At 28.5% G+C, this 23,681-nt stretch carries 22 protein-coding genes and 1 other annotated feature; of the genes, 2 read left to right on the forward strand and 20 right to left on the reverse strand.

Features of this window, described 5'->3' with window-relative positions; genetic code table 11:
• Positions 1–4: 4 nt before the first annotated feature.
• The 4 genes from CS899_RS08115 to CS899_RS08130 are packed head-to-tail and all read right to left on the reverse strand — an operon-like array spanning position 5 to position 4,371.
• Positions 5–973, reverse strand: coding sequence for an ABC transporter ATP-binding protein (locus CS899_RS08115; RefSeq protein ID WP_100065691.1), 969 nt, complete (start codon positions 971–973; stop codon positions 5–7).
• Entirely contained in the window at positions 963–1,790 is an 828-nt protein-coding gene (locus tag CS899_RS08120; RefSeq protein ID WP_100065692.1) for an ABC transporter permease, read from the reverse strand. The genes CS899_RS08115 and CS899_RS08120 overlap by 11 nt, the downstream gene beginning before the upstream one ends.
• Position 1,791: 1 nt before the next feature.
• Entirely contained in the window at positions 1,792–2,748 is a 957-nt protein-coding gene (locus CS899_RS08125) for an ABC transporter permease (protein WP_100065693.1), read from the reverse strand.
• A 54-nt stretch (positions 2,749–2,802) separates the two neighbouring features.
• The gene (locus CS899_RS08130) at positions 2,803–4,371 is read right to left on the reverse strand and encodes an ABC transporter substrate-binding protein (protein WP_100065694.1); all 1,569 of its coding nucleotides are present in this window, start codon (positions 4,369–4,371) and stop codon (positions 2,803–2,805) included.
• 483 nt (positions 4,372–4,854) lie between these two features.
• Here CS899_RS08130 and CS899_RS08135 point away from each other — a divergent pair, with 483 nt between their 5' ends.
• Complete coding sequence (locus CS899_RS08135; RefSeq protein ID WP_100065695.1) at positions 4,855–5,754, forward strand: FUSC family protein; 900 nt, start codon at positions 4,855–4,857, stop codon at positions 5,752–5,754.
• A gap of 75 nt (positions 5,755–5,829) precedes the next feature.
• On the opposite strand, the gene CS899_RS08140 is transcribed toward CS899_RS08135, so the two are convergent.
• The 13 genes from CS899_RS08140 to rpsF all read right to left on the reverse strand — a co-directional run bounded on the left by CS899_RS08140 (position 5,830) and on the right by rpsF (position 16,412).
• Entirely contained in the window at positions 5,830–6,309 is a 480-nt protein-coding gene (locus CS899_RS08140) for a ferritin (RefSeq protein WP_164995898.1), read from the reverse strand.
• Between the two features lie 285 nt (positions 6,310–6,594).
• Positions 6,595–6,969, reverse strand: coding sequence for a 50S ribosomal protein L7/L12 (rplL, locus tag CS899_RS08145; RefSeq protein WP_100065697.1), 375 nt, complete (start codon positions 6,967–6,969; stop codon positions 6,595–6,597).
• Positions 6,970–7,010: 41 nt separating this feature from the next.
• Positions 7,011–7,559: a 50S ribosomal protein L10 gene (gene rplJ / locus CS899_RS08150; protein ID WP_100065698.1), complete on the reverse strand. Its 549-nt coding sequence runs from the start codon at positions 7,557–7,559 to the stop codon at positions 7,011–7,013.
• Between the two features lie 25 nt (positions 7,560–7,584).
• Positions 7,585–7,707: a sequence feature (ribosomal protein L10 leader region), on the reverse strand.
• 40 nt (positions 7,708–7,747) lie between these two features.
• Positions 7,748–8,386, reverse strand: coding sequence for a 50S ribosomal protein L25 (locus CS899_RS08155; RefSeq protein ID WP_100065699.1), 639 nt, complete (start codon positions 8,384–8,386; stop codon positions 7,748–7,750).
• 36 nt (positions 8,387–8,422) lie between these two features.
• Entirely contained in the window at positions 8,423–8,671 is a 249-nt protein-coding gene (locus CS899_RS08160; protein WP_100065700.1) for a pro-sigmaK processing inhibitor BofA family protein, read from the reverse strand.
• A gap of 108 nt (positions 8,672–8,779) precedes the next feature.
• On the reverse strand, positions 8,780–10,081 hold the full coding sequence (locus CS899_RS08165) for a D-alanyl-D-alanine carboxypeptidase family protein (protein ID WP_100065701.1): 1,302 nt from the start codon (positions 10,079–10,081) through the stop codon (positions 8,780–8,782).
• Positions 10,071–11,231 (reverse strand): glycosyltransferase, encoded by a 1,161-nt coding sequence (locus tag CS899_RS08170; protein WP_100065702.1) that lies wholly within the window; start codon positions 11,229–11,231, stop codon positions 10,071–10,073. Before CS899_RS08170 ends, CS899_RS08165 begins: the two co-directional genes overlap by 11 nt.
• A complete protein-coding gene (locus CS899_RS08175) occupies positions 11,228–12,349 on the reverse strand; it encodes a glycosyltransferase family 4 protein (RefSeq protein ID WP_100065703.1) in 1,122 nt (373 codons plus the stop codon). Before CS899_RS08175 ends, CS899_RS08170 begins: the two co-directional genes overlap by 4 nt.
• Positions 12,339–14,201 (reverse strand): polysaccharide biosynthesis protein, encoded by a 1,863-nt coding sequence (locus tag CS899_RS08180; RefSeq protein WP_100065704.1) that lies wholly within the window; start codon positions 14,199–14,201, stop codon positions 12,339–12,341. The genes CS899_RS08175 and CS899_RS08180 overlap by 11 nt, the downstream gene beginning before the upstream one ends.
• 4 nt (positions 14,202–14,205) lie before the next feature.
• Positions 14,206–15,288 (reverse strand): glycosyltransferase family 4 protein, encoded by a 1,083-nt coding sequence (locus CS899_RS08185; RefSeq protein ID WP_100065705.1) that lies wholly within the window; start codon positions 15,286–15,288, stop codon positions 14,206–14,208.
• A 98-nt stretch (positions 15,289–15,386) separates the two neighbouring features.
• Positions 15,387–15,611 (reverse strand): 30S ribosomal protein S18, encoded by a 225-nt coding sequence (gene rpsR / locus CS899_RS08190; RefSeq protein WP_100065706.1) that lies wholly within the window; start codon positions 15,609–15,611, stop codon positions 15,387–15,389.
• Positions 15,612–15,629: 18 nt separating this feature from the next.
• Positions 15,630–16,115, reverse strand: coding sequence for a single-stranded DNA-binding protein (locus tag CS899_RS08195; RefSeq protein ID WP_100065707.1), 486 nt, complete (start codon positions 16,113–16,115; stop codon positions 15,630–15,632).
• A 12-nt stretch (positions 16,116–16,127) separates the two neighbouring features.
• On the reverse strand, positions 16,128–16,412 hold the full coding sequence (gene rpsF / locus CS899_RS08200) for a 30S ribosomal protein S6 (RefSeq protein ID WP_100065708.1): 285 nt from the start codon (positions 16,410–16,412) through the stop codon (positions 16,128–16,130).
• Positions 16,413–16,561: 149 nt separating this feature from the next.
• On the opposite strand from rpsF, the gene CS899_RS08205 reads away from it, so the two are divergent.
• A complete protein-coding gene (locus CS899_RS08205) occupies positions 16,562–17,233 on the forward strand; it encodes a beta/alpha barrel domain-containing protein (RefSeq protein WP_100065709.1) in 672 nt (223 codons plus the stop codon).
• Positions 17,234–17,257: 24 nt separating this feature from the next.
• Here the strand turns inward: CS899_RS08205 and fni are convergent, their stop codons facing one another.
• The 3 genes from fni to CS899_RS08220 all read right to left on the reverse strand — a co-directional run bounded on the left by fni (position 17,258) and on the right by CS899_RS08220 (position 23,672).
• On the reverse strand, positions 17,258–18,274 hold the full coding sequence (gene fni / locus CS899_RS08210; protein ID WP_100065710.1) for a type 2 isopentenyl-diphosphate Delta-isomerase: 1,017 nt from the start codon (positions 18,272–18,274) through the stop codon (positions 17,258–17,260).
• Between the two features lie 8 nt (positions 18,275–18,282).
• Positions 18,283–19,311 (reverse strand): LCP family protein, encoded by a 1,029-nt coding sequence (locus tag CS899_RS08215; RefSeq protein ID WP_100065711.1) that lies wholly within the window; start codon positions 19,309–19,311, stop codon positions 18,283–18,285.
• A 128-nt stretch (positions 19,312–19,439) separates the two neighbouring features.
• Positions 19,440–23,672, reverse strand: coding sequence for a 2-hydroxyacyl-CoA dehydratase (locus CS899_RS08220; RefSeq protein WP_100065712.1), 4,233 nt, complete (start codon positions 23,670–23,672; stop codon positions 19,440–19,442).
• Positions 23,673–23,681 lie beyond the last annotated feature (9 nt).

Below are 23,681 nucleotides of genomic sequence, written 5' to 3' on the forward strand. Positions count from 1 at the left end.
GCTCCTATTCATAACATATATGGCATTTAACTTTTTGTTTATTTCCATAATATTTGTATTCTGGCATAACTTCATTACATATTTCAATTTTTTTGTCACATCGATTTAAAAATGGACATAATTTGAAATCCTCATTTAATGAAGGTGTTTTCCCCTCTATCGCAACTAATCTTTTTTTATTTAAATCTAGACTAGGTACAGCTTTAAGTAATGCAATTGTATATGGATGTTTAGGATTATTAAATATTTCTTTTTTATCTCCCTCTTCTACAACAAATCCAGCATACATCACCATTACTTTTTGACAAATCTTAGATATAACTCCCATATCATGAGTAATGAAAATAATAGACATATTGTTTTCTCTTTGTATTTCCAATAACAATTTCAGTATTTGTGCTTGTATAGTAACATCTAATGCAGTTGTTGGCTCATCTGCTATTAAGATTTCCGGGTTACAAGATAGTGCCATTGCAATCATAACCCTCTGTCTCATCCCCCCTGAAAATTCATGAGGATACTGTTTTATTCTCTTTTCTGCTTCAGTTATGCCTGCTTTTTTTAATAAAGAAACAGCTTTCTCTCTTGCTTCTTTTTTGGTTATATTACTGTGTCTTAAAATCACCTCTTCTATTTGTAAACCAATTCTTTTTATTGGATCTAGTGATTTCATAGGATCTTGAAATATCATAGCTATTTCTTTTCCTCTTATTTTTTGGTACTTTTTTTCACCAGCATTAATTAAGTCTATGTCCTCTAAAGATAGTTTGTTCGCTACTCTTCTTACACCTTCTGGCAAAATATTCATTATTGCCTTCATTGACATAGACTTTCCACTTCCCGATTCTCCTACTATTCCTATAATTTCTTCTTTTTTAACAGTTAAATCAAAATCTTTTACTATCTTAAGTACTTTTTTTTGCTTTTGTATAGTTATATTTAGTTTTTCAACTTTTAGAATTTCATTTTCCATTAATTTCTCCTCTTTGCATCATAGGATCCATTCTATCTTTAACAATATTTCCTAATTTATTAAATGAATATATTGTTAATATAATTAATATACCTGGAATAACTGCCATATATGGGGCTTTTTGAAGGTACTTCTGAGAATTTTGTAGTAAACTTCCCCAACTTGACATCGGTGCTGCCACTCCTAATCCTAAAAAACTTAGAGAACTTTCCATCATAATAGCACCTGCAATTGTTGATGTTGCAGATGTAATTATAGTTGGAAAGACATTAATAATTATGTGTTTTAATATTATTAAATAATTTTTTTCTCCTATAAATTTAGCATATTTTACATAATCTCTTTCTTTCAAAGTTAGAACCTCTGTTCTAACCAACCTAGCTGTTTCCATCCAACTAAAAAAACCAATGACTAATATTATAGATATTAATCCTCTTTTAAATACTACTCCAAAGACTGTCACTAGTATTATCCAAGGTATTGCTGATAGCACATCAACTGTTCTCATAAAAAAACTATCTATAAATCCACCAGCGTATCCTGATATTAAACCTATAATAACTCCTATAATTATTGAAGTTACCATTGCTAAAACTCCTACAATTAAGGAGATTCTTCCCCCATATAATACTCTTACAAGGTAATCTCTACCCATTTCATCTGTTCCAAAAAAATGTTCTGATGAAAATCCTTGTAATTTATTAGAAACATCTATTTTATCTGGATCTAAATCTACAAATATAAGTATTATATTTATTAGTATTATTATTGATATGAATATTACAGGTAAGTATATTCCTCTATTTTTCTTCCCCATTTTACTGCCCTCTATATCTTATTCTTGGATCAATTAAACCATACATAATGTCTGACAAAAGATTACCTATTATTGTCAAACTTCCGGATAAAACTAAAACAGCCATTATTACTGGATAATCCATATTCTGTATAGCCGTTACAAAGTAATTTCCCATACCTGGCCAACTAAAAATAGTTTCTGTTATTACTGCACCTGTAATAAGTAATGGTAGTGACATTCCCATTTTAGTTACAATTGGTAGCAATACATTCTTAGCAACATGTTTTAACAATATTTCACTTTTAGAAGCACCAAATGCTTTTTGAACAAGTACATATTCTTCATTCATTTGAATAATAGTAGAATTTCTAACATATCTTGTAATATCTGGTACATATCCAACTATAAGTACCATTGTAGGTAGTATTAAATGGTACAAGTAATCTATAAAATTACCTTCTTTACCCATTGAATACATTCCCATTAGTGGTAAAATTCTTAACTTATATGCAAATAAATATATTACTATCATTGCAAACCAAAAAGTAGGTACTGCAATACCTATTGAGCATATTCCATCAATCATTTTATCTAATCTTTTTCCTTTGTTACTACCAGAGATTAAGCCTAATACAGTTGAAATAAAATAAGAAATTAAATATGCTGGTAAAATTAAAGCTACTGTTGCAGGAACTCTTTCTACTAGATCGTGTTTTATACTTGTTCTAGTTATAATTGAATATCCAAAATCACCTTTAACAAAGTTTTTAACCCAGCTTGTATACTGTGTTATTATAGGTTTATCCAATCCATATTCCTCTCGTCTTGCATCTATTTCTTCTTGTTTCATATTTGGAGTTGTAATTGCATCCACTGCATCATATGGTGCTATATTTATTAATATAAAACATATTACTGTAATCAATATCAATAATGGAATAGATTGTAATAATCTCTTAATAATGTATTTAATCATAATTCCCCCTATAAATAAAGCGCAGTTTTATTTAATAAACTGCGCTTTATTTATCTATTTCAATTTAAGTTTTGCCATATCACCAAAAGTGTATATTGGTACTAACTTAGCATCTTCAATACCTGTTACACGGCTATTGGTTACTAAAGTTCTTAAGTTTGATCCAAATGGATAGAATATTGCTTCTTCTGAGACTATATTTTGAAGCTCATTATATTTTTCTTTTCTTTCTTTTTCATCTAATGTAGTATTTGCTTCATTAAATAATCTGTCTACATCTTTATTATTGTAATTAATCATATCTTCTTTAGTAGATACAAATAAAGCTCCAAAAGTATCTGGATCAGTACCCATTATATATCCACCCAAAAACATATCATATTCTTTATTCTCTCTATCGTAAGCAGCTTTTACATATGCTGGTTGCTCTACTCCACTTAATTCCACTTCAATTCCAACCTCTTTAAGTTGAGCTTGAATTGTTAAGGCTTGATTTTCTTGAGCTGCATCTGTTTTTATATAGCATATTTTCAATGATTTAGAACCATCTTTAACTAGTTCTTTCGCTTTTTCTAAATCTTGTTCCCATTTTTCAACATCTTCAATGTAGAAACTATTTGTTTTTGGTAAAAACGAATAACTTAACTCATAGTATTTATCGCTTGTATAAGCAGCTTTCATTATCTCTTCTCTGTTTAATGCCTTTAATATACCTTCTCTGTAAGATTTATCCTTCATAGAATCTGCTACAGAATTAAGCCTAACATAAGCAACTCTACCTTCACTATAATTTGTTATTTCAAAATCTTTGTTATCTTCAAAAGGCTCAAGTAAATCAGGCATTCCTATCCAAGCATCTACTTCTCCATTTTGCATAGCAAGTGTAGCAGTATCATCACTTTCTATAACTTTAAACACTATTGTTTCAATATTTGCTTCACCATTTATATAATCTGTATTTTTTTCAAACTTAAAATGTTGTCCTGTTTTATATTCAACAAATTTATATGAACCACTTCCTATAACTTTATCTTCTAATAAATTTAAATCAAAATTTCCTCTTTCTTCAAATATATGTTTAGGAAGTATATTTACGCCTGCACAAACTAATTCTTTTGCACTTGCACTTACTACTGGTAAAGTAAATTTAACAGTTAAATCATCTATCGCTTCTACTTCTACTGCCTTTCCATCAACAAATAAATTTTCTGTTGTCGCATTTATCGAGTCATAAGTAAAAACCACATCTTCAGAAGTTAATGCTTCTCCATCAGTCCACTTTGTTCCTTCTTTTAATTTTACTGTATAAGTAAGTCCATCTTCTGATGCTTCTATTTTCTCTGCTAGCACAAGATTCTCAGACCCATCTTGGTTTATTTTTAACAAAGGTGAATAAATTAAATTTGCAGCCATCATTCCAAAACGATCATCTACTGTAATTGGATTTAAAGTGTTTCCTGGGTCTGCAGATATAGCATAAGTAAATGTACCTTCCTCTCCTTTTTTAACTGTTGTATTATTATTTTCTGTTGTTTTATTTCCTCCGTCCTTACTACCACATCCTATAACTGATATTAATAGCATTAGTGCAAGCATAATACTGATTCCTATTTTTTTCTTCATATTAATTCCCTCTCTTTTATTTTTATTGCGATTATATTTATAAAAATACATCAACAATTTGATTATACATATTATAAAAAAAGTTTCAAATGATTATAGATTGTTAAAAAAATATTTTAATTGTTTACTTTTATTACTCATTTTTTAAAATAAATTTAATTAATATATAGACTTCTACTCCTCTAAATTCTACTTAAATAATAAATAATCTTATAATTAATCATATGTAATATGAGATATAAGATTGCTTATAAAATACTATCTCTTAATTTTTTTAATCTTGTTAGACTAATCCTTAATAATAATGGTTTGCAACAAAATAAATTATAATATAAAATTAATATTATAACATTTTAATACCTAAGGAGTTGATTTATTATCAATAATAAACTACGTTTATTTATTCATGCATTTTTTGGTTCGTTAACTATAGCAATATCTTTTTTTATAGCATATATTTTTGGGAATTTACAACTAGGGGTAATGTCATCGTTTGGAACTTTATTATTTATGTACTATGTTCCTATAAATAAGAATGATACCTTTAAACATTTTTATTTTATCATGTTCTCAGGAGCAATATCCTTTTTTGCAAGTATCTTTTTAGCTACTTATCCTTGGATAAGCATTCTATGGATTGGATTCTTAGCCTTTATTTTAAACTATATTTTATCACGCCTGACTTTTAAGGGACCTGGAATATTTTTTATATTAATGATTAATGGAATGCTATCTAGTTTAACAAATATACCTTTGTTAAATAGAATATACATGGTCTTTTATGTTTTAATTGGGGTCTTAATAGCTTATTTTTTAATTTTATTCGAAAATAAACTATACGAAAATAATTCAATATCAGTTAGCATATTTGAAATTAGTTATGCAAATAAAACCAACTCTGAAATTAATGAAATTATCATTAAGTCTTTAATTAATTCTATTTTTATATTTATTGCATATTATGTAGGATATAATTTACAATTAAAAAATTATTATTGGGTTTTAGTTGCATCTATTGTTGTATTACAAGAAGAAACTATACAAAATGCTTTTAAAAAACAAATTATGTATATTTTAGCTGCTATATCTGGATGTATTATCTCATTTATAATTTATTCATACATTAATAACATTTTAGTTCTTGTACTAATTGCTTGTGTATTAATGTTCTTGATATGCTACTTTATGCCAAAAAATTACTTAATAGGTAATTTATTTACTACACCTATAGCATTAATATTATTTAGGTTATTCAATCCAAATACAGCTACGGATTTAATTTATAGTCGTATAATAAATATATTAATAGGAACTTGTATAGGAATTATAGGCATTATTGTTTTTTCACGTTTTCAGCGTACTATTGATAAACACAAAATATAAATATTAAAATAATTCATTTTATTAAATGAAAAAAAAAGAGTTATGTTGAATTGAACATAACTCTTTTTTTGTTATTTATTTTCTAAATGTTAAATCTACGCTTATTGTAGCAGAAATATTATTATCAGCTAATGTAAATAAATCTAAATTTTCCTTTGCTAAGTCTTCTTCTTCTATTTGTTCATTAATATATGAATGTAAAAATATTTCAGATGCATAATCTCCGTTTTCTTTTGCTATATCATGTAATTCATATATTTTTTTTGAAACTTTTCTTTCATGTTCTAATATTAATTTAGCTGCTTCTAAAGGAGTTTTTACATTAACTTCTTCCATTTTTACATCCATTAAAGTAGGAGTTACATCTCTCTTAACCAAGAAATTAATAAAGTCTTCTGCATGTTTCATCTCTTCTTTGTAATGATTAAATAAAAATGAAGAATATCCTTTATAGTTTAATTTTTCCATTTTTAAAGCTGTATTCAAATATATAAATCCTGAATACATTTCAAAATTAATTTGTTCATTCATTTTGTCTATAACTTTTTGTTCCATATTATATCTCCTATCTTTCATACACAATTTAAACCCTAGTAAATCAAATTTAATATTTACTCGTTTAAATTATAACAAAGTTTATATATATATTCAATCAATAATTCTATATTCTAATAAGATATCCTTATTGAAGATATTAAACATAAAGTAGAATAAAAATAATCAACTTACATGGTGTCAGTTGATTTTAAGCTTTTTTATTAATAATACATTTTTAATATTTTGGAGAAATAAAAAAAGCCTATAAGCTAGTTAATAACTAACTTACAGACTTTTATACTACTATTTTAAAACTACAGTAGCTCCTACTTCTTCTAATTTAGCTTTTATTTCTTCAGCTTCTGCTTTAGCTACAGCTTCTTTTATAGTTTTAGGTGCTTCGTCAACTAATGCTTTAGCATCTTTTAATCCTAATCCACAAGCGTCTTTAACAACTTTGATAACTTTGATTTTTTCTCCACCTGCTGATTCTAATACTATATCAAATTCTGATTTTTCTTCTGCTGCTGCAGCTTCTCCGCCACCTGCAACTGCTCCACCCATTACTACTGGTGCTGATGCTGATACTCCGAATTTTTCTTCTGCTGCTTTAACTAATTCATTTAATTCAAGAACTGTCATGTTCTCAATAGCTTCTAAAATTTGTTCTACTGACATTATATTTTCCTCCGTTTTATTTTTCTATTAATTATTTTTAATTATTCTGCTTCTGGAGCTTCTGTTTCTTCTACAGTAGCTTCTTCTGCTGGTGATTCTTCTGCTTTTTTCTTTGCTATAGCATCTGCTAAGTATACAAAGTTTGATACTGGAGCTTTGAAGCTTCCAAGTAACTTAGCTAATAAAACTTCTCTTGAAGGTATTGAAGCTAAATCTTTAACTCCTGTTACATCTAAATATTCACCTTCTAAGTAACCTGCTTTAATCTCTAATTTATCATGATCTTTAGCAAAATCATTAGCAATTCTTGCTGCTGCTATAGGATCTTCTGTACTAAAAGCAACTGCATTAGGTCCTACCAATAGTTCAGTAATTTCTTCTAATCCTAAATCTTTAAATGCAAAGTTCATCATTGTATTTTTGTATACTTTGTAAACTACATTTTCTTTTCTGAATCTATTTCTAAGATCTGTTAATTCCTCTACATTTAATCCTCTATAGTCAATTAACACCATAGATTTTGATGATTCAATGTTTTCTTTGATTTCATTTACTACAGATTGTTTTTTCTCTAAAACATAATCTTTCACTATCTATTTCACCTCCGCTATGGCTACACACATAAAAAAATCTTTCCACCCAAAAGGCAGAAAGACATTATTAAAAATCTCTTATCCACCTCGGTAGGATTATTAAGTATTAAACCCCTACGGTCTTTGGTAGCCTATTCAATTAACATTATTATTATATCAGTTATATAATTAATGTCAATATTTTTTTATTCTTCAGATGATTCTTCAGTTTCTCCTACTGTTGGAACTTCTCCTGCTTCAACATCTACATCTTCTTCGATAACTTCTTCTCTTGGTTCAGATAGTGTTGCTACAACTTCTTCTAAATCTGTTAATACTTCAACTTTGCTGTCACTAAATACATCTAAGTCTTTAATTGTGATATTTTCACCAATTTGCATATTTTCAACATTTACTATTGCTTCACTTGGTAAATCAGCTGGTAGACATTCTACTTCAACTTCATTTACCAATTGCATTAACACTGATGGTTGAACTCTTATGGAATCTCTTCCTTCTAATACTATTGGTACAAATACTTTCATCTTAACTGACATATCTACTCCTTGGAAATCCACATGTAGATATTGGTTTTTAAATGGATGTTTTTGAACTTCCTTTATTAGAGCTGGTTGGTTTATTCCCTCTATATCCAACTCAATAATATTACTTGTACCTGCTTCCAAATAGATTTTATCAAAGTCTTTTGAATCTACTACTATTGGTTGAGATTCTTTTCCTTTTGAATATACAATACTAGGTATTAATTTTTCAACTCTCATTTTATCTACTTTGTTTTTACCTGTACCTTCTCTTTTTTTAGCTTCTAATTTAAACTCTGCCATAATTCCCTCCAAATTTATACAAATCTTTATATTTTATTATGCATTAATAAATAATAACACAATTAGTCCTGGAATGCCAAATGCTCCAGTAATTAATGCGTTTATTGGTGTCAATTCTAAATTTAAACCAAAATATTCTCCAATTAAATTAAATAATAATAGACTTACCACCCCAATTATACCATTTATTGCTATTTTTCCAAAAAATTTTACAGATGTTTTTATTATTTTTAAAAAAATATATATAAGTAAGATTGCTATTACATATAGTACTACTTTATCCATATTATTCTCCTAACTAAATAATTTAACTTTAAAATTATTTTAGCATAAATAATATCTAACAAATCATACAAAAAATCAACAGTTAAAGCTGTTGATTTTTCATTAATTTTATTCATCTGTATTTGAATTTTTATTACTTTCGTTATTTAGCTCAGAATTATTTTTATTTTCACTACTAGGCTCACTACTAGTTGTATTATTTTCAACCTTTGCTAAATTCAAATACTCTTCTAATGTTAAATCTTTTTCTTTCATTTCTAAGGCTGCTTTTGTTCCTACATATCTTAGATGCCAAGGTTCAAATTTTCTACCAGTAATATCTTCCTTGTCTTTAGGATATCTAAATACAAATCCATTTTTGTGTGCATTTTCAAATAACCAATCATATGCCTTGGTTTCTGCAAATTTAACACTATACTTATTTTCATAATCTTCATCTACTACATCTATTGCTAGACCTGTTTGATGCTCACTATGTCCTAATTCTACTTCAGTTCCATCTTTCTTATACTCACCATAAGAACTTACACCATCTGTATAAGATTGTGCTAACATATCATAACTAAGGAAATTAGATGCAGAATTAATTTTTATATCATCAATTTTTGCCTTGTAAACCATATTGTCAAAAGCTTGTTTTGCTTCTGAGTTAAAGTTTGGCTCATAATCTCTTGGTAAAGAATACTCATCATTAACTACTAAAAGTCCATTTATTACCTTTAATTCTTTTCCTTTACTTGCATTTGTTAGATTTTTTGTTTCAACAAATCCAACCTCTTCTAAATATTTAACCTTTGTAAAATCATTTATAGTTCCATAACTTTCTAAGTAAGTTCCCGCTGGAATTTCTTTTAGTTCTGTACTTGTATTATTTTCTTTATACATCTTTATAGCACTATTAGTTAACATAAAGCCTTTTAGAGTTTCAAATTCTTGGCTATTCTCATTTTTTGTCTCTGTTACTTTATTAGTATTTTTATTTTTTTCATCTTTACCTTTAGAACTAAATGCGGTCTTTATTAATATTGCAACTAAAATTACACAAACTATTGAAGCTAAAAAAAATATAAAACGTCTTTTTCTACGCTTTTTCTCTCTTTCCATCCTCGCTTTTCGTTCTAGTCTTCTTCTTTCTTTCTCTATACTTTCTGGATCCATTTTAATAGTAAATCCTAAGTTAGAATCATAACCTTTACTTCTTTCCCTACTAGGTTGAGATTGTCTTGGCCTTGGTCTTCTATTTTTTTGTAAATTATTTTCTTTAGCTGATTTTTGTTCTTCACCATTAGAACTCTTTCTAGATTGATCCGCTCTACTTACATTTCTGTCCTTTAAACCCTCAACACCTTCATCAAGGAAACTATATTTCTTATTGATATCACTAAAGCTTCTTTTCTTTTTATCTGGCATATTTTTCCCCTTTTAATACTGCAGAATAAATTTTTTTTAATTCATTTATAGATGCTGTTTCTGAGAAATTACTTTCTGCATAATCACTAATTATAGTTTTTTCAAATTTATATCTATTATTATACATTAGTATCAGTTTATTTGCTAAATCTTTTATATCACCTTTGTTTGCTATGATACCATTAAATTCTTCTATAAACTGTTCACTACCACCATTATTAGTTGTAATAACTGGCAAACCACAACACATAGCCTCAATATATACTTTACCAAATGTTTCTGTGTAAGACGCTAATACAAATAAATTAGAATCATTATATTCTTTTGCTAAATCTTTTTTACTTTTAAATCCTCTTAAAAACACTTTATCTTGTAAAGATAATTCTTTTATTAATTCTTGTAAATAACTTTTATCTGGTCCTTCTCCAAAAATATTTAGCGTAGCCCTTTTATCTTTAAATGCAATTGCAAATGCATTTATCAATTCCCTAAATCCTTTATCTTTTTTCAAATTTCCAGTAGATACTATTCTATATCCTTCTTCATCAAAATTCTCTTTAACAACTTTGTACTCTTCTGTATTAGTTACTATTGGAGTACATATTGGATTAACACCAAAATTTTTGTATATTCTACTTTGAAATACAGGACTTCCTACTAAAACTTCTGATACATTACTGTAAACGTATTTTGCAACCTCATAGTAGTCTTTTCTTATTTCAATTACACTATCTTTGTTTAAAGTTGAATAATGTTCTGTTGCAACAATAGGTATTTTATACCCTTTCTTTTTTAAACTTTTAATAAATGAATATGACGTTTCTGCTAAATGTGAATGTATAATCTCTGTACCATTTTCTTTTTCTAGTATTTTGTCTAAATATTTATTCAAGAAAAAGGCTCCAATTTCACATAATTTTTTCTGGTTTATGTTTCCTAATGGTATATTTACTGCATAAACTTTAATACCTTCTACTATCTTTTCTTCAAAACCCCATTTTCTCTTTCTTCTAAAGGATCTTAAATCTAAAGCTACAACATAAACATCGAAACCATTTTTTTTCAAGGCTTTTGCATATGAAAATTGATGTATTCCATGCATAGGATATTTGTCTGTAGGATAACCTTGCGAAGTTATCATTACTTTCATATCTTTTCATTCCTTATATTGTTATATATATCTATATATTTATTTGAAATTTCTTTCCAATTAAATTTCATAGCTTCTTCTGAAGCATTTTTAGACATTTCATTATAATTATTTAGTATATCTTTTACACGTTCAGATATATCATTAGCATTGTTATAAACTACATGATATCCTACATATCCTTCTTTAAAATGTCCATCAAATCCTTGTCCTTTAGTATATATTACTGGTAACCCTTGACTCATTGCTTCTACATAGACCAATCCAAAAGTTTCCCTTTTAGAAGGCATCAAGAATATATCATTACTGTCTAATACTTTCCTAACACCTTCTTTATCTGTGCTAGGTACATGATGTACAAATTTGTTTTTTAACAATACTTTCTTAAATAAAGAATTCTCTAGTCTGCCTACTACTGTAAATTTAATATCGTATCCTTGTTCTATTAATATTTTACAAGCTTTAACTGAAGTTAGTACATTTTTATTTAAATCATCAACTCTTCCAACATATACTAAGTTTATTTTTTTATCACTTTCTCTTATCTTTACTTTTCTATTGTCTAGAAAATATTTATCAATACCATTTGGTAAAATAAAAGATTTTTCCTCTATTTTTTTCCTATTTTCTTTTTTGACATATTTATTTATTGTTATATCTCTATATGCTGGAGACAAAAATATTACATTCTCTGCCTCATCTAAAATTTTTCTAGCTGTGTTTTTTATAAATGGATAATGTTTCAAAAATACAAATAGGTCTGTATTTCTAACTGCTACTATATATGGTATTCCATAATTTTCTTTTATTTTTAAAGATATATATCCATTAGACACTAGTGAATGCGCGTGAGTTAAATAATATTTGTCAAAGTCAACTTTTTCTTGTATATCCTCATATACTTTCCTGTGTTTTCTGAAAAAAAACAATCTATCTATTGGTTCATAAGGTTGAGATACTATAAAATTTTCAGGTATATCTTTCTTTAGAACTGTTGGTCTTGAACAGAAATACAATATATCATGATCTACTTTTTTATCTGTAAATTGATCAAACAAATTTTTGTACAAGCTCGTTCCCATATAGTAAGAACAAACTTCTAACGCCTTATCTTTCATTAACTTCTCCACTTTTCATATCTGGTGTAAAATTAGGAACTATATACTTTAAATCTTGTACTATATCTTCTTTACTTCCATTATGAATGTCTTCTCTTAATTTATTTAAACCTATTTCTAATTTGTCTTCATCATGTTCATATGGATTTTCTATAAATATTTTATCAAATTCTGTTTTATTTGAATTTTCTGTATTTAAAAGTAATTCTTCATAAAGTTTTTCACCAGGTCTAAGTCCTGTAAATTCAATTTTTATATCCTCATTTGGAACTAATCCTGACAACTCTATTAATTTATTTGCTAGATCAACAATTTTAACGGGTTCTCCCATATCTAATATAAATATTTCTCCACCTCTAGCTATCGCTCCTGCTTGCATAACTAATTGGCAAGCTTCTGTGATAGTCATAAAATATCTAATTATGTCAGGATGTGTTACTGTAACAGGCCCACCTTCTTTAATTTGTTTCTTGAATAAAGGTATTACTGATCCATTTGATCCTAATACATTTCCAAATCTAACTGCTACAAAATCCGTTTTAGATTTTTTATTCATAATTTGTATCATTATTTCACAAACTCTCTTTGTACAACCCATAACTGATGTTGGATTTACTGCTTTATCTGTTGAAATATTTACAAATTTATCAACATTGTACTTGTCAGAACAGTTTAGTAAATTAAGAGTTCCAAAAACATTGTTTTTAATTGCTGATATAGGTGAATCTTCCATTAATGGCACATGTTTGTGTGCCGCTGCATGAAATACTACTTCTGGTTTATATTTACTAAATATAAATTCCATTCTTTCTAAATCCCTAATACTATCTATTAAAACTTCTATCTTTGGATTTTTATATGTTCTTTTTAATTCATTTTGTATATCATATACATTATTCTCATATATATCTACCATAACTAAAAGTTTAGGAGCATATTTTATTATTTGTCTACACAGTTCAGAACCTATTGATCCTCCTGCTCCTGTAACCAATATAACTCTGTCTTTTATAAATTCTTCTAAGGAATTTGTATCTAGTTTTATTTCATCTCTACCTAGCAAATCTTCTATTTCTACTTCTCTTATTGAACTTAGGTCAAACTTATCTTCTTCTATTACTCTGTAATATCCTGGGATTATTTTTGTCTTTATTTTTGTTTTATTACATATCTCTAATATTTCTCTTTGCTCTTCTCTAGAAATTGAAGGCATAGCTAAAATTATTTCTTCAATTTTATAATTTTTTGCTACTTTTATAATTTCATATCTATTTCCTACTACAGGAACTCCCATTACATTCTTACTTTTTTTACTTATATCATCGTCGATAAATGCAACAGGTACTGAAGATATTTCTGAATGTTTTCTTAACTCTTTAAGAACCATTACACCAGCTTCTCCTGCTCCTATTATCATTGTTCTTTTAGCATCCATTCTTGGTTTTTTGTTTTGTCCATTAATTGGAGATATTATATATCTCGCCCTAGATAGAAATCTGATTCCCCCAATTAAAAATATTTCCAATAAAAGCGCTAATACATAAATTGATCTTGGTAAAGCTGCTTCTGTAGTTATGAATATCATTGCAGATATAACAGTTGCTATTACTATTGCTGATATTACCTTTATAAATTCCGATATACTTGCATATCTCCACATAGTCTTATATAAACCAAAAATGTAAAATATAACTATTTGTAATAAAGTAATATATATTGCATAGCTTAAATATTTATCTAAGTATATCTTAGGTAATGCTCCTTCAAACTTTAAAAATAAGCCAAATATATAACTAAAATTTATTAATAAAATATCTAATACTATTAATGCTATTGTCCTAATATATCTCATACTTTTACTCTTTTTCCTCAATAATTTTTCTATAAATACTATCGACGTAATTAAAATTATCGTCAATATTATACTTTTCTAGAACATATTCTCTTCCATTTGTTCCCATTTCTAGTCTTTTTTCCTTGTTTTTGTACAAATCTTCCAGTGCTTTCGCTATTTCAAATTCATTTTTTGGTTCAATAACTATACTAGATTTACCTGGATTTGTAGCCTCGGGAAGACCTCCTACATTTGATACTATCGTTGGAACTCCACATGCTTGAGCTTCCACTGCTGCCACTCCAAAACTTTCAGATTCTGATGGAAAAACTGCAACATCTATTTTATTAAATGTTTCTACTACTTTATCAACATTTAAAAAACCTAAAAACTCAACATTTTTTTCTAAATATAATTCTCTAACAAGCCTTTTCAAATTATTTTCTTCAATTCCTTTTCCGGCTAGTAATAATTTTGCATTTGAATTTGCCGTTCTATCTATAAATATTTTGAATCCTTTTATTAAGTAATCTAAACCATATATTTTATAAAAAGATTTTATACTGCCAACTGTAAAGTTGTTATCTCTTTCTAGTTTTAAAGGTTTAAATTTATTTATATCTACTCCAAAAGGAGTTACTATTATATCCTTTTTGGTGTATTTTTCTATCTCTCTCTTCATATTTTCCGAAGTTGACATTATATAATCTGAAGATCTTATATTATATTTCAACATAGTCCTATGCAAAATAGATCTATTGGGAAAGTCATAAACGTCTGAACCCCAAAAAGACAATATATATGGATGAATTTTTAACATAGAAGCCAATACTCCATAACTAGTTGCATAATGAGCGTGAATTATATCTGGCTTTTCTTCTTCTATAATTTTTCTTATTTTTTTTATTTTTGTAGTATATGAAAATAATTTATTAAAATCACTTTTTTTTGCAAAATCTTTTACTCCAAAAGAAAAAACTTTACAACCTTCAATCTTAGCATCGCCTAGCGATATAACTATTACTTCATATCCTTTACTTAAAAAAAAGCTACACCATTTTCTTGTGTGAGAACTTGTAGCATCTGATAAATAACAAATTTTCATAAATTGCTCCTAAAGATTTTATCTATCTTTCATTATAACATAATACTACTAGAGAATATAAAAAAAGCTCTGCATATGCAGAGCTTTTAAACTTTATCTTATTCAGCACTATATGGTAATAATGCCACTTGTCTAGCTTTTTTTATTTCTTCAGTTACTGCTCTTTGGTGCTTTGCACAACAACCAGTTACTCTTCTAGGAAGAATTTTTCCTCTTTCGCTTACAAATTTTTTTAATGTATTAATATCTTTGTAATCTATGGTCTTGTTTTTATCAGCACAAAAAGCGCAAACTTTTTTTCTAGGTCTATATCTTCTTTGCACTTAAAGTCCTCCTAATTATTAAAATGGTATATCTTCATCATTCAATGGAAAGGCATCATCACCTAATCCAAAATTATCGTCATTAAAATCTTGGTTAAATCCTGCATTTTGATTGTGGTTATTACTTTGATTAAACCCTGTACTCATTCCTTGGTTAGAACCTTGATTACTACCAATAAATTCTATTCTATCAGCAACAACATCTGTCCTATATATTCTATTTCCATCTTTTCCTTCATATGAGCTTGTTTGGATTCTACCTTGTAAAGCTACCTGTCTACCTTTAGATAAATAATTAGCTACTAATTCGGCAGTTTTCCCCCAAGCAACACAGCCTATAAAGTCTGCTGTAGGTTGGCCTCTTTGTTCCATTTCAGCTCTTTTATCTCTAGATAATCCTCTATCTACAGCTACTGTGAATCTACACATTGCATTTCCACTACCTGCAGTATATCTTAATTCTGGATCTCTAGTTAATCTGCCTATTAAAATTACATTATTCAAGCTAATATCCTCCTATGCATCCTTTTTAACAACCATGTAACGAATGATTGCATCAGATATTCTACTTCTTCTCTCAATCTCTGTGATTGATTCTGGAGTAGCTTCAAAATTAACAATATAATAGTATCCTTCTTTTATATAGTTAATTTCATATGCTAGTTTTCTTTTTCCCCAATCAGCAATCTCTAAAATTTTACCATTAGATTCAATAGCTTCTTTAATACGATCAAAAGCTTGATTTCTTTGTTCTTCATCTAATTCTGGTTTAAATACGAAAACTCCTTCATATTTTCTCATTAATAACACCTCCTTCTGGTCTCTGGCCCACTAGTGGAGCAAGGATTTACCTATGTATAATATCATAACTAAATTTAAATATCAATTTTTTCTGATTTTATATTATTGTTTATGTTATACTTTACTAAATATATTTTAGGAGGTAGCAAGTGAAAAATAATTTTGTTCCTGAGATAACTTCAAAATTAAGACAACGTTCTGTGAAGTTACCAAATGTAATCAGAAATGCTAGTGGAATAATAGTTCTTAACAAAAGAATTAAATCGTTAATTTTTTCTACAGATGTAGCTATAATTCAAAATAGTAATCCTGATGCAGTATTAGCAGTCTATCCCTTTACTCCAACTTTAACAATAACCCAAGCTCTTATGTCCTCGTCTTTTACTCCTTTGTTTGTAGGAGTTGGTGGTGGGCTCACTTCTGGTGAACGTTCTTTAACATTAGCTCTTCAAGCTGAACTTTTAGGAGCTTATGGTGTCGTTGTAAATGCACCTATTACTAATGAAAATTTAGAGTTAATATCTTCATCTTTAGATATTCCTGTAGTTGCAACCGTTATATCTGAAAATGATGATTTTGAAGGTAAAGCAAAAGCTGGTGCTGATATTTTTAATATTTCTGGTGGAAAAGATACTGTCAAAATAGTAAAAAAAGTTAGATCTATACTAGGAGATAAATTCCCTATTATAGCTACTGGTGGTAAAAGTGAGGAATTAATACAAGAAACTATTGATGCTGGAGCAAATGCAATAACATTTACTCCTCCTACCAGTGGAGAAATTTTCGCACAGGTAATGACAAAATATAGAAAAGAGCATTAAAAAAGAATACCTAGGTATTCTTTTTTAAATATTAATTAATTCTTTTAAAGTTCCTGTTAATTTATAATCTACGGTTTTTAATTCTTCAATATTTTTCTTTCCTAAAAGCATCATTAATGCTTTAGTTTTGTATATTAATGAGTCAATATACTCTTTAGCTGCTTCAAATCCACCATGCATTAAATAAGATAATATTTCTCCACTTATTCCTACCATGTCAGCACCTAAAATTAAAGATTTTACTATATCTTGAGCTGTTTTTATTCCTCCGCTACTAATAATCTGTAGATTCTTTGATATACTTCTACACTCTATTAACGCCTTAGCTGTTGGAATTCCCCAATTATACATATCTGTAAAGTCAGTACTAAAATTTCTAATATCTTCTATCTCTATAAAGTTAGTGCCACCTGAACCTGCTATATCTATATATTTTATCCCTATATCAAACAATTTAGTAGCTACTTGTTTAGATATTCCAAAACCTACTTCTTTTACTATTATAGGTTTTTTATAATTTTCTATAAGATTAGCTATGTTACTTATAATTCCCTTAAAATTTCTGTCTCCCTCTTTCATAAACATCTCTTGGGCTACATTTAAATGAACTTGCATAGCATCTGCTTCTATCATTTCTGATGACTTTAAAAAATAATCTACAGACACATTTGCCGATACATTCCCTATTACTATGTTTTTACTATCCAGTATATCTCTAACTATTTCAAATGAAGATATACATTCGGGATTTTCAATTGCTATAGTTTGAGAACCTACAGCCATAGGTATATTGAAAATTTTAGCAAGTCTGGCTAAATCTTCATTTATATCTGTTAATTCTTCTCCTCCACCTGTTATAGCATTTATCATAACCGGAAAGCTAGCTGTTTTTCCTAAAAAATTCAAACTTGTATCAATTTCATCAAAGTCCATTTCTGGTAATGCATTATTCTCTATATATACATTTGAAAATAAAGTCTCCCCATTAAAATCTGACTTTAAATAATTTTCAACATGTTCTTTTTTTCTCGCTAAACGCATTTAATCACCTAATTATTACTATTATAAGATTTTTTATTGTTATTAGATTTATTTTTATTGTAAGATACGCTATCATCACTATCGTCTGAATAATTACCATCTTCGTATTTATCTAATTGATTTTTATCCAAAATATAGTCTGGAAACCAATTTGCCATCAAAGTGGCAATTTCTTTTTTCTTAGGTAAAACATAAGATTTACCTTCAGGAATAGCTATTGGTAATGTCTTAGTTTCCATTTTTTCTTTTCCAAAGCTTGAAGCTATAGTTGCCATATCACTTATTTTAAATTTTGAAAGATCTATATTAGTTGTAACATTTTCTTTGTATACATCAAATATTTTTCCTATCTTTAATATATTTGATGGTTGTAGTACAGTATCAACTAATTGTTTCATAAAATACTGTTGGTTTTCTACTCTTGCTAAATCACTACCTGTTGGTAACACTTCTCTAGCTCTTACAAAATGAAGAGCTTTTTCTCCATCTAACGTAGACTTACCTTCTGGAATTACAATTTCCGTTCCTCTTGGTCTAATTCTTACTGGAGAATCTACTTCTACTCCACCTATTGTATCTACTATATCAGTTACTGCTTTGTAATTTACGCTCATATAATAATCTACATCAAGTCCAGTTAACTTCCTAACAGCATTTAATGCTCCCGTTGGACCATCATGAGAATGTGCACCATTTATTTTCATGCTTTCGCCTTTGTACTTAACCATTGTATCTCTAGGGATAGAAATTATTTTTATATCACCTGTTTCAAAATTCATATTTACAAGCATCATAGTGTCTGTTCTTACATGCTTATTTTTAGCATCTCCGATTGCATCTTCGTTTTCATCTACACCTATTAATAAAAATAATAAATCATCTCCAAATTCATCTATTATATTACCTTCCCCTAAATCTTCAGGGTTTATTTCCACTAATGTTTGAGATGATAAATCCACAAATCTATCTATTACAAAATATGCACCACCAAATATTAAAAGTGATACAAAAAATACTACTATCGACCTTAATTTCATATTGCCTCCAATTTAAATTAGATAATTCTTAAATATTATATCACTAAAAAATATAATCTCAAAATAAAACTATAAAAAAAATCGAGGAAATTAGCCATTTCGCTAATCTCCTCAATGTTACAAAATTTCTAAGATTTTTTAATCGCTTCTTGTTTCTCTAAAATCTCATTTGCTTGAGATAACATTAATTTTATTCTGTTTACTTGATTTACCTCACTTGCTCCTGGATCGTAGTCAATAGGAATTATATTTGCCTCTGGGTGCAGTTCTCTAATTCTCTTTATTACACCTTTTCCTGTTATATGATTTGGCAAGCATCCAAATGGCTGAATACAAACAATATTATTTGCTCCATCTTCTATTAACTCTATCATCTCAGCAGTTAATAGCCATCCTTCTCCATATTGGTTTCCCAAAGATACTATTGTTTCTGCCATATCTTCTAATTGAGTAACTTCCAACGGTGCATGAAACTTAGATTTTTTCAACTCACTTCTAATAAATGATCTATAATATTCTACATATTTTACTGCTGCATTTGATAGTATAGCTGATGTTTTTCCTTTTGATAATAAGGTAGTCTTATGATGAGTATTTCTTAAACAATACATCAAAAAGTCCATTAAATCTGGTAAGACAACTTCTGTTCCCTCATTTTCCAATATTTCTTGTAAATTATTATTTGCTTCTGGTAGGTATTTAACTAAAATTTCTCCAACTATTCCCACTTTTGGAATTACTTTGTTATTATCTACAGGTATATCAGTAAAGTCAGATATAATTCTTCTAACATTTCTTCTATAGTCAGACATTTTATTTTTCTTTATATCTTCTCTACATTTTTTTATCCAATACTCTTTTAAAGAGTTCGTTCTTCCCTTTTCTAATTCATATGGTCTTGTAGCATTAGATACTCTCATTATTAAATCGCCATAAAGAATTGCTATAACTAGCTTATTTGCCAACTTAAATGTTATTTTAAATCCTGGATTATTTTCTATCCCTTGAGCTGATAATGCTATTACTGGTATGTCAGGATATCCCGCTTCATTTAAAGCTTTTCTTATATATCCAACATAGTTGGAAGCTCTACAAGCTCCGCCTGTTTGTGTCATTAAAAGGGATATATTATCTACGTCATATCTTCCTGATTTAACAGCTTCCAGCATTTGTCCAACTACTGTTATAGAAGGATAACATGAATCGTTGTTTACATATTTTAACCCCTCATCTATAACTTTATTATCTACTGTTTCTAAAAACTCAAAATTATATCCTTCAGATTCTAAAGCTGACTGCATTATTTCAAAATGGTCTGGAGCCATTTGTGGTGCTAATATAGTGTGAGTTTTTCTCATTTCTTTTGTAAATGAAACTTTTTTTGGTGCTTCTACTTTTATTGGCTTTCTAAAGTTTCTGTCTTTTAACGCCTGTGTTAAAGACCTAAGTCTTATTTTTATAGCACCTAAATTAGATACTTCATCTATCTTAATTACTGTATATATTTTTCCATTTGCAGTTAATATTTCATTAACTTGATCTGTTGTAACTGCATCTATACCACAACCAAATGAGTTTAATTGAACTAATTCTAAGTCGTCACTTTTTCCAACAATTTTAGCAGCTCTATAAAGCCTTGAATGATATACCCACTGATCCAAAACCCTTAAACTACCTTCAATATCGTCATCATAAGTAAGGATACTATCTTCCGATAAAACTCCCCATCCTAATGATAATATAAGTTCTGGAATGCCGTGGTTAATACCTGGATCTATATGATATGGTCTACCTGCAAGTACTATTGCTTTCAAATTGTTTTCTCTTATATATTCAAGAGCTCTCTGACCTTCTCTTTTAACATCTAATCTAAAGTTTTCAAATTCTTTCCAAGCTTTATCTACTGCATTTACAATAGCCTTTTTATCTAGATTTTCATCTTCTAATTCTTCTATTAATCTTTTTGCTAGTTTATCTTTATCTTGCAAAGATAAAAATGGATTTTTAAACTTAATTTCATTTATTTCTAAATTTTCTAAGTTGTTTTTTATAACTTCAGGATATCCTGTAACAACAGGACAGTTTATATTATTATCTACATTTTCATATTCTTGTTTTTCGTAAAATATAGAAGGATAAAAAATCATCCTTACATTCTTATCTATAAGATCTTCTATATGTCCGTGTACCATTTTTGCAGGATAACAAGCTGTTTCACTAGTTATAGAATCTATGCCTCTTTCATAGATCTCTCTACTAGATGGTTCTGATAATACAACCTCATACCCTAAACTTGTAAAAAACGTGTGCCAAAACGAATAGTTTTCATACATATTTAATACTCTAGGTATTCCAACTTTACCATTAAATGCCCTATCTTCTGGTAAACTCTTATAGTAATTGAACAATCTATCGTATTTATATTCATAAAGGTTTGGTAATTTATCGTCTTCCGATATAGTAATTCCCGCCCCTCTTTCACATCTATTTCCAGTTATAAATCTTTTACCATTTGAGAAAATATTAATGCTTAAAGCACAGTGGTTACTACATTTATTACAATTTGCTTGCTTTTGTTTATATGAAAAATTGTTTATAAATTCTAAATCTGCTAAATTCGAAACTCCTGTGGATTTTTCTTTAGCGATTAACGCCATTCCCATAGCCCCCATAAGTCCTGCTATTTTAGGTCTTACTGGTATTCTTCCTGTTATCTTTTCGAAAGACCTAAGAATTGCATCACCATAAAAAGTTCCACCTTGTACAACTATGTTTTTCCCTAATTTCTTAGGATCTCTTACCTTTATAACTTTTTGTATAGCATTTTTTATTACTGAGTAACATAAACCCGCTGCTATATCAGCTACAGATGCTCCCTCTTTTTGTGCTTGTTTAACTTTAGAGTTCATAAACACGGTACATCTAGAACCTAGGTCTACTGGATGTTTTGAAGTTAGAGCTTCTTCTTGAAATTCAACAACAGAAAGTCCCAATGATTTTGCAAAAGTTTCTATAAATGAACCACAACCTGAAGAACAAGCTTCATTTAACTGTATAGAATCTATTACTCCATCAGTGATATGCATAGCTTTCATATCTTGTCCACCAATGTCCAATATAAAATCTACATCTTCGTCAAAATATTTAGCTGCCGTATAATGAGCTATTGTTTCAACTTCACCAACATCTACATTTAACGCTGACTTAATAAAGTCTTCTCCATATCCTGTAATTCCTGAAGATATAATTTTTGCATTTTTATTTAATTTGCCATATATTTCCTTTAAAACTTCAATTACTAATTCTAAAGGCTTACCTTTATTGTTAGCATAATGTGAATATAAAATTTTTCCATCTTCATCTATTAAAATAACCTTTGATGTTGTAGAGCCTGCGTCTATTCCCAAATAACAGTTTCCTTCATAATTTTCAATATCACCATACTCAACATCATCTTGTGAATGAATCTTTTTAAACTCTTCAAGTTCTTCTTCGTCTTTAAATAGAGCTTCTAGTATATTTGATTCATCTAACTCTACTTCTACTGGTGAATCTATTTTTAATATTATTTCTTTGAAAGTAATAGAATCTAATTCCTTAGATGCAATAGCCGCTCCTAGTGCAACAAAAACTTGTGAATTTTCTGGAATAATGAATTTATTTTCTTCACCTAATGTTTCAATAAATCTATTTGCCAAACTCGGCAAGAAATGAAGTGGTCCTCCTAACAGTGCAATATTACCTCTAATTGGACGCCCACAAGCTAGGTTTGATATTGTTTGGTTAACTACTGACTGAAAAACAGAAACAGCTATATCCTCTTTTGAAGTGCCTTGGTTTACCAATGCTTGTATGTCTGTCTTCGCAAAAACTCCACATCTTGATGCTATCGGAAATATTTTTTCGTACTTTTCAGCTAAATCATTCAACCCTTTCGCATCTGTCTCTATTAAAGAAGCCATTTGATCTATAAATGCACCAGTACCACCAGCGCAAATAGAGTTCATTCTTTGCTCTACATTTCCTGTAATGTAAGTTATTTTACTGTCTTCTCCTCCAAGTTCTATAGCAACGTCTGTTTCTGGAATGAATGTTTTTATCGCTGTTGTACCTGCAACCACCTCTTGTATAAAAGGAATATCTAGATACTTTTCTACAAACATCCCCCCCGAACCTGTAACCATTACTGTAATGTCATCATTTTCAAAGTCTTTATACGCTTCTAAAATTACTTCTCTAACAGTTTCTTCAACATTAGATTTGTGTCTTCTATAAACACTATATTTTATTTCGTTATTTTCATCTATAATAACAAGTTTTACTGTCGTTGACCCTACATCAAGACCCATATGTAAGTTCATTTTTTACCC

Origin of the sequence: Miniphocaeibacter massiliensis (assembly GCF_900232905.1) — a bacterium.
In the GTDB taxonomy this organism is placed as follows: domain Bacteria; phylum Bacillota; class Clostridia; order Tissierellales; family Peptoniphilaceae; genus Miniphocaeibacter; species Miniphocaeibacter massiliensis.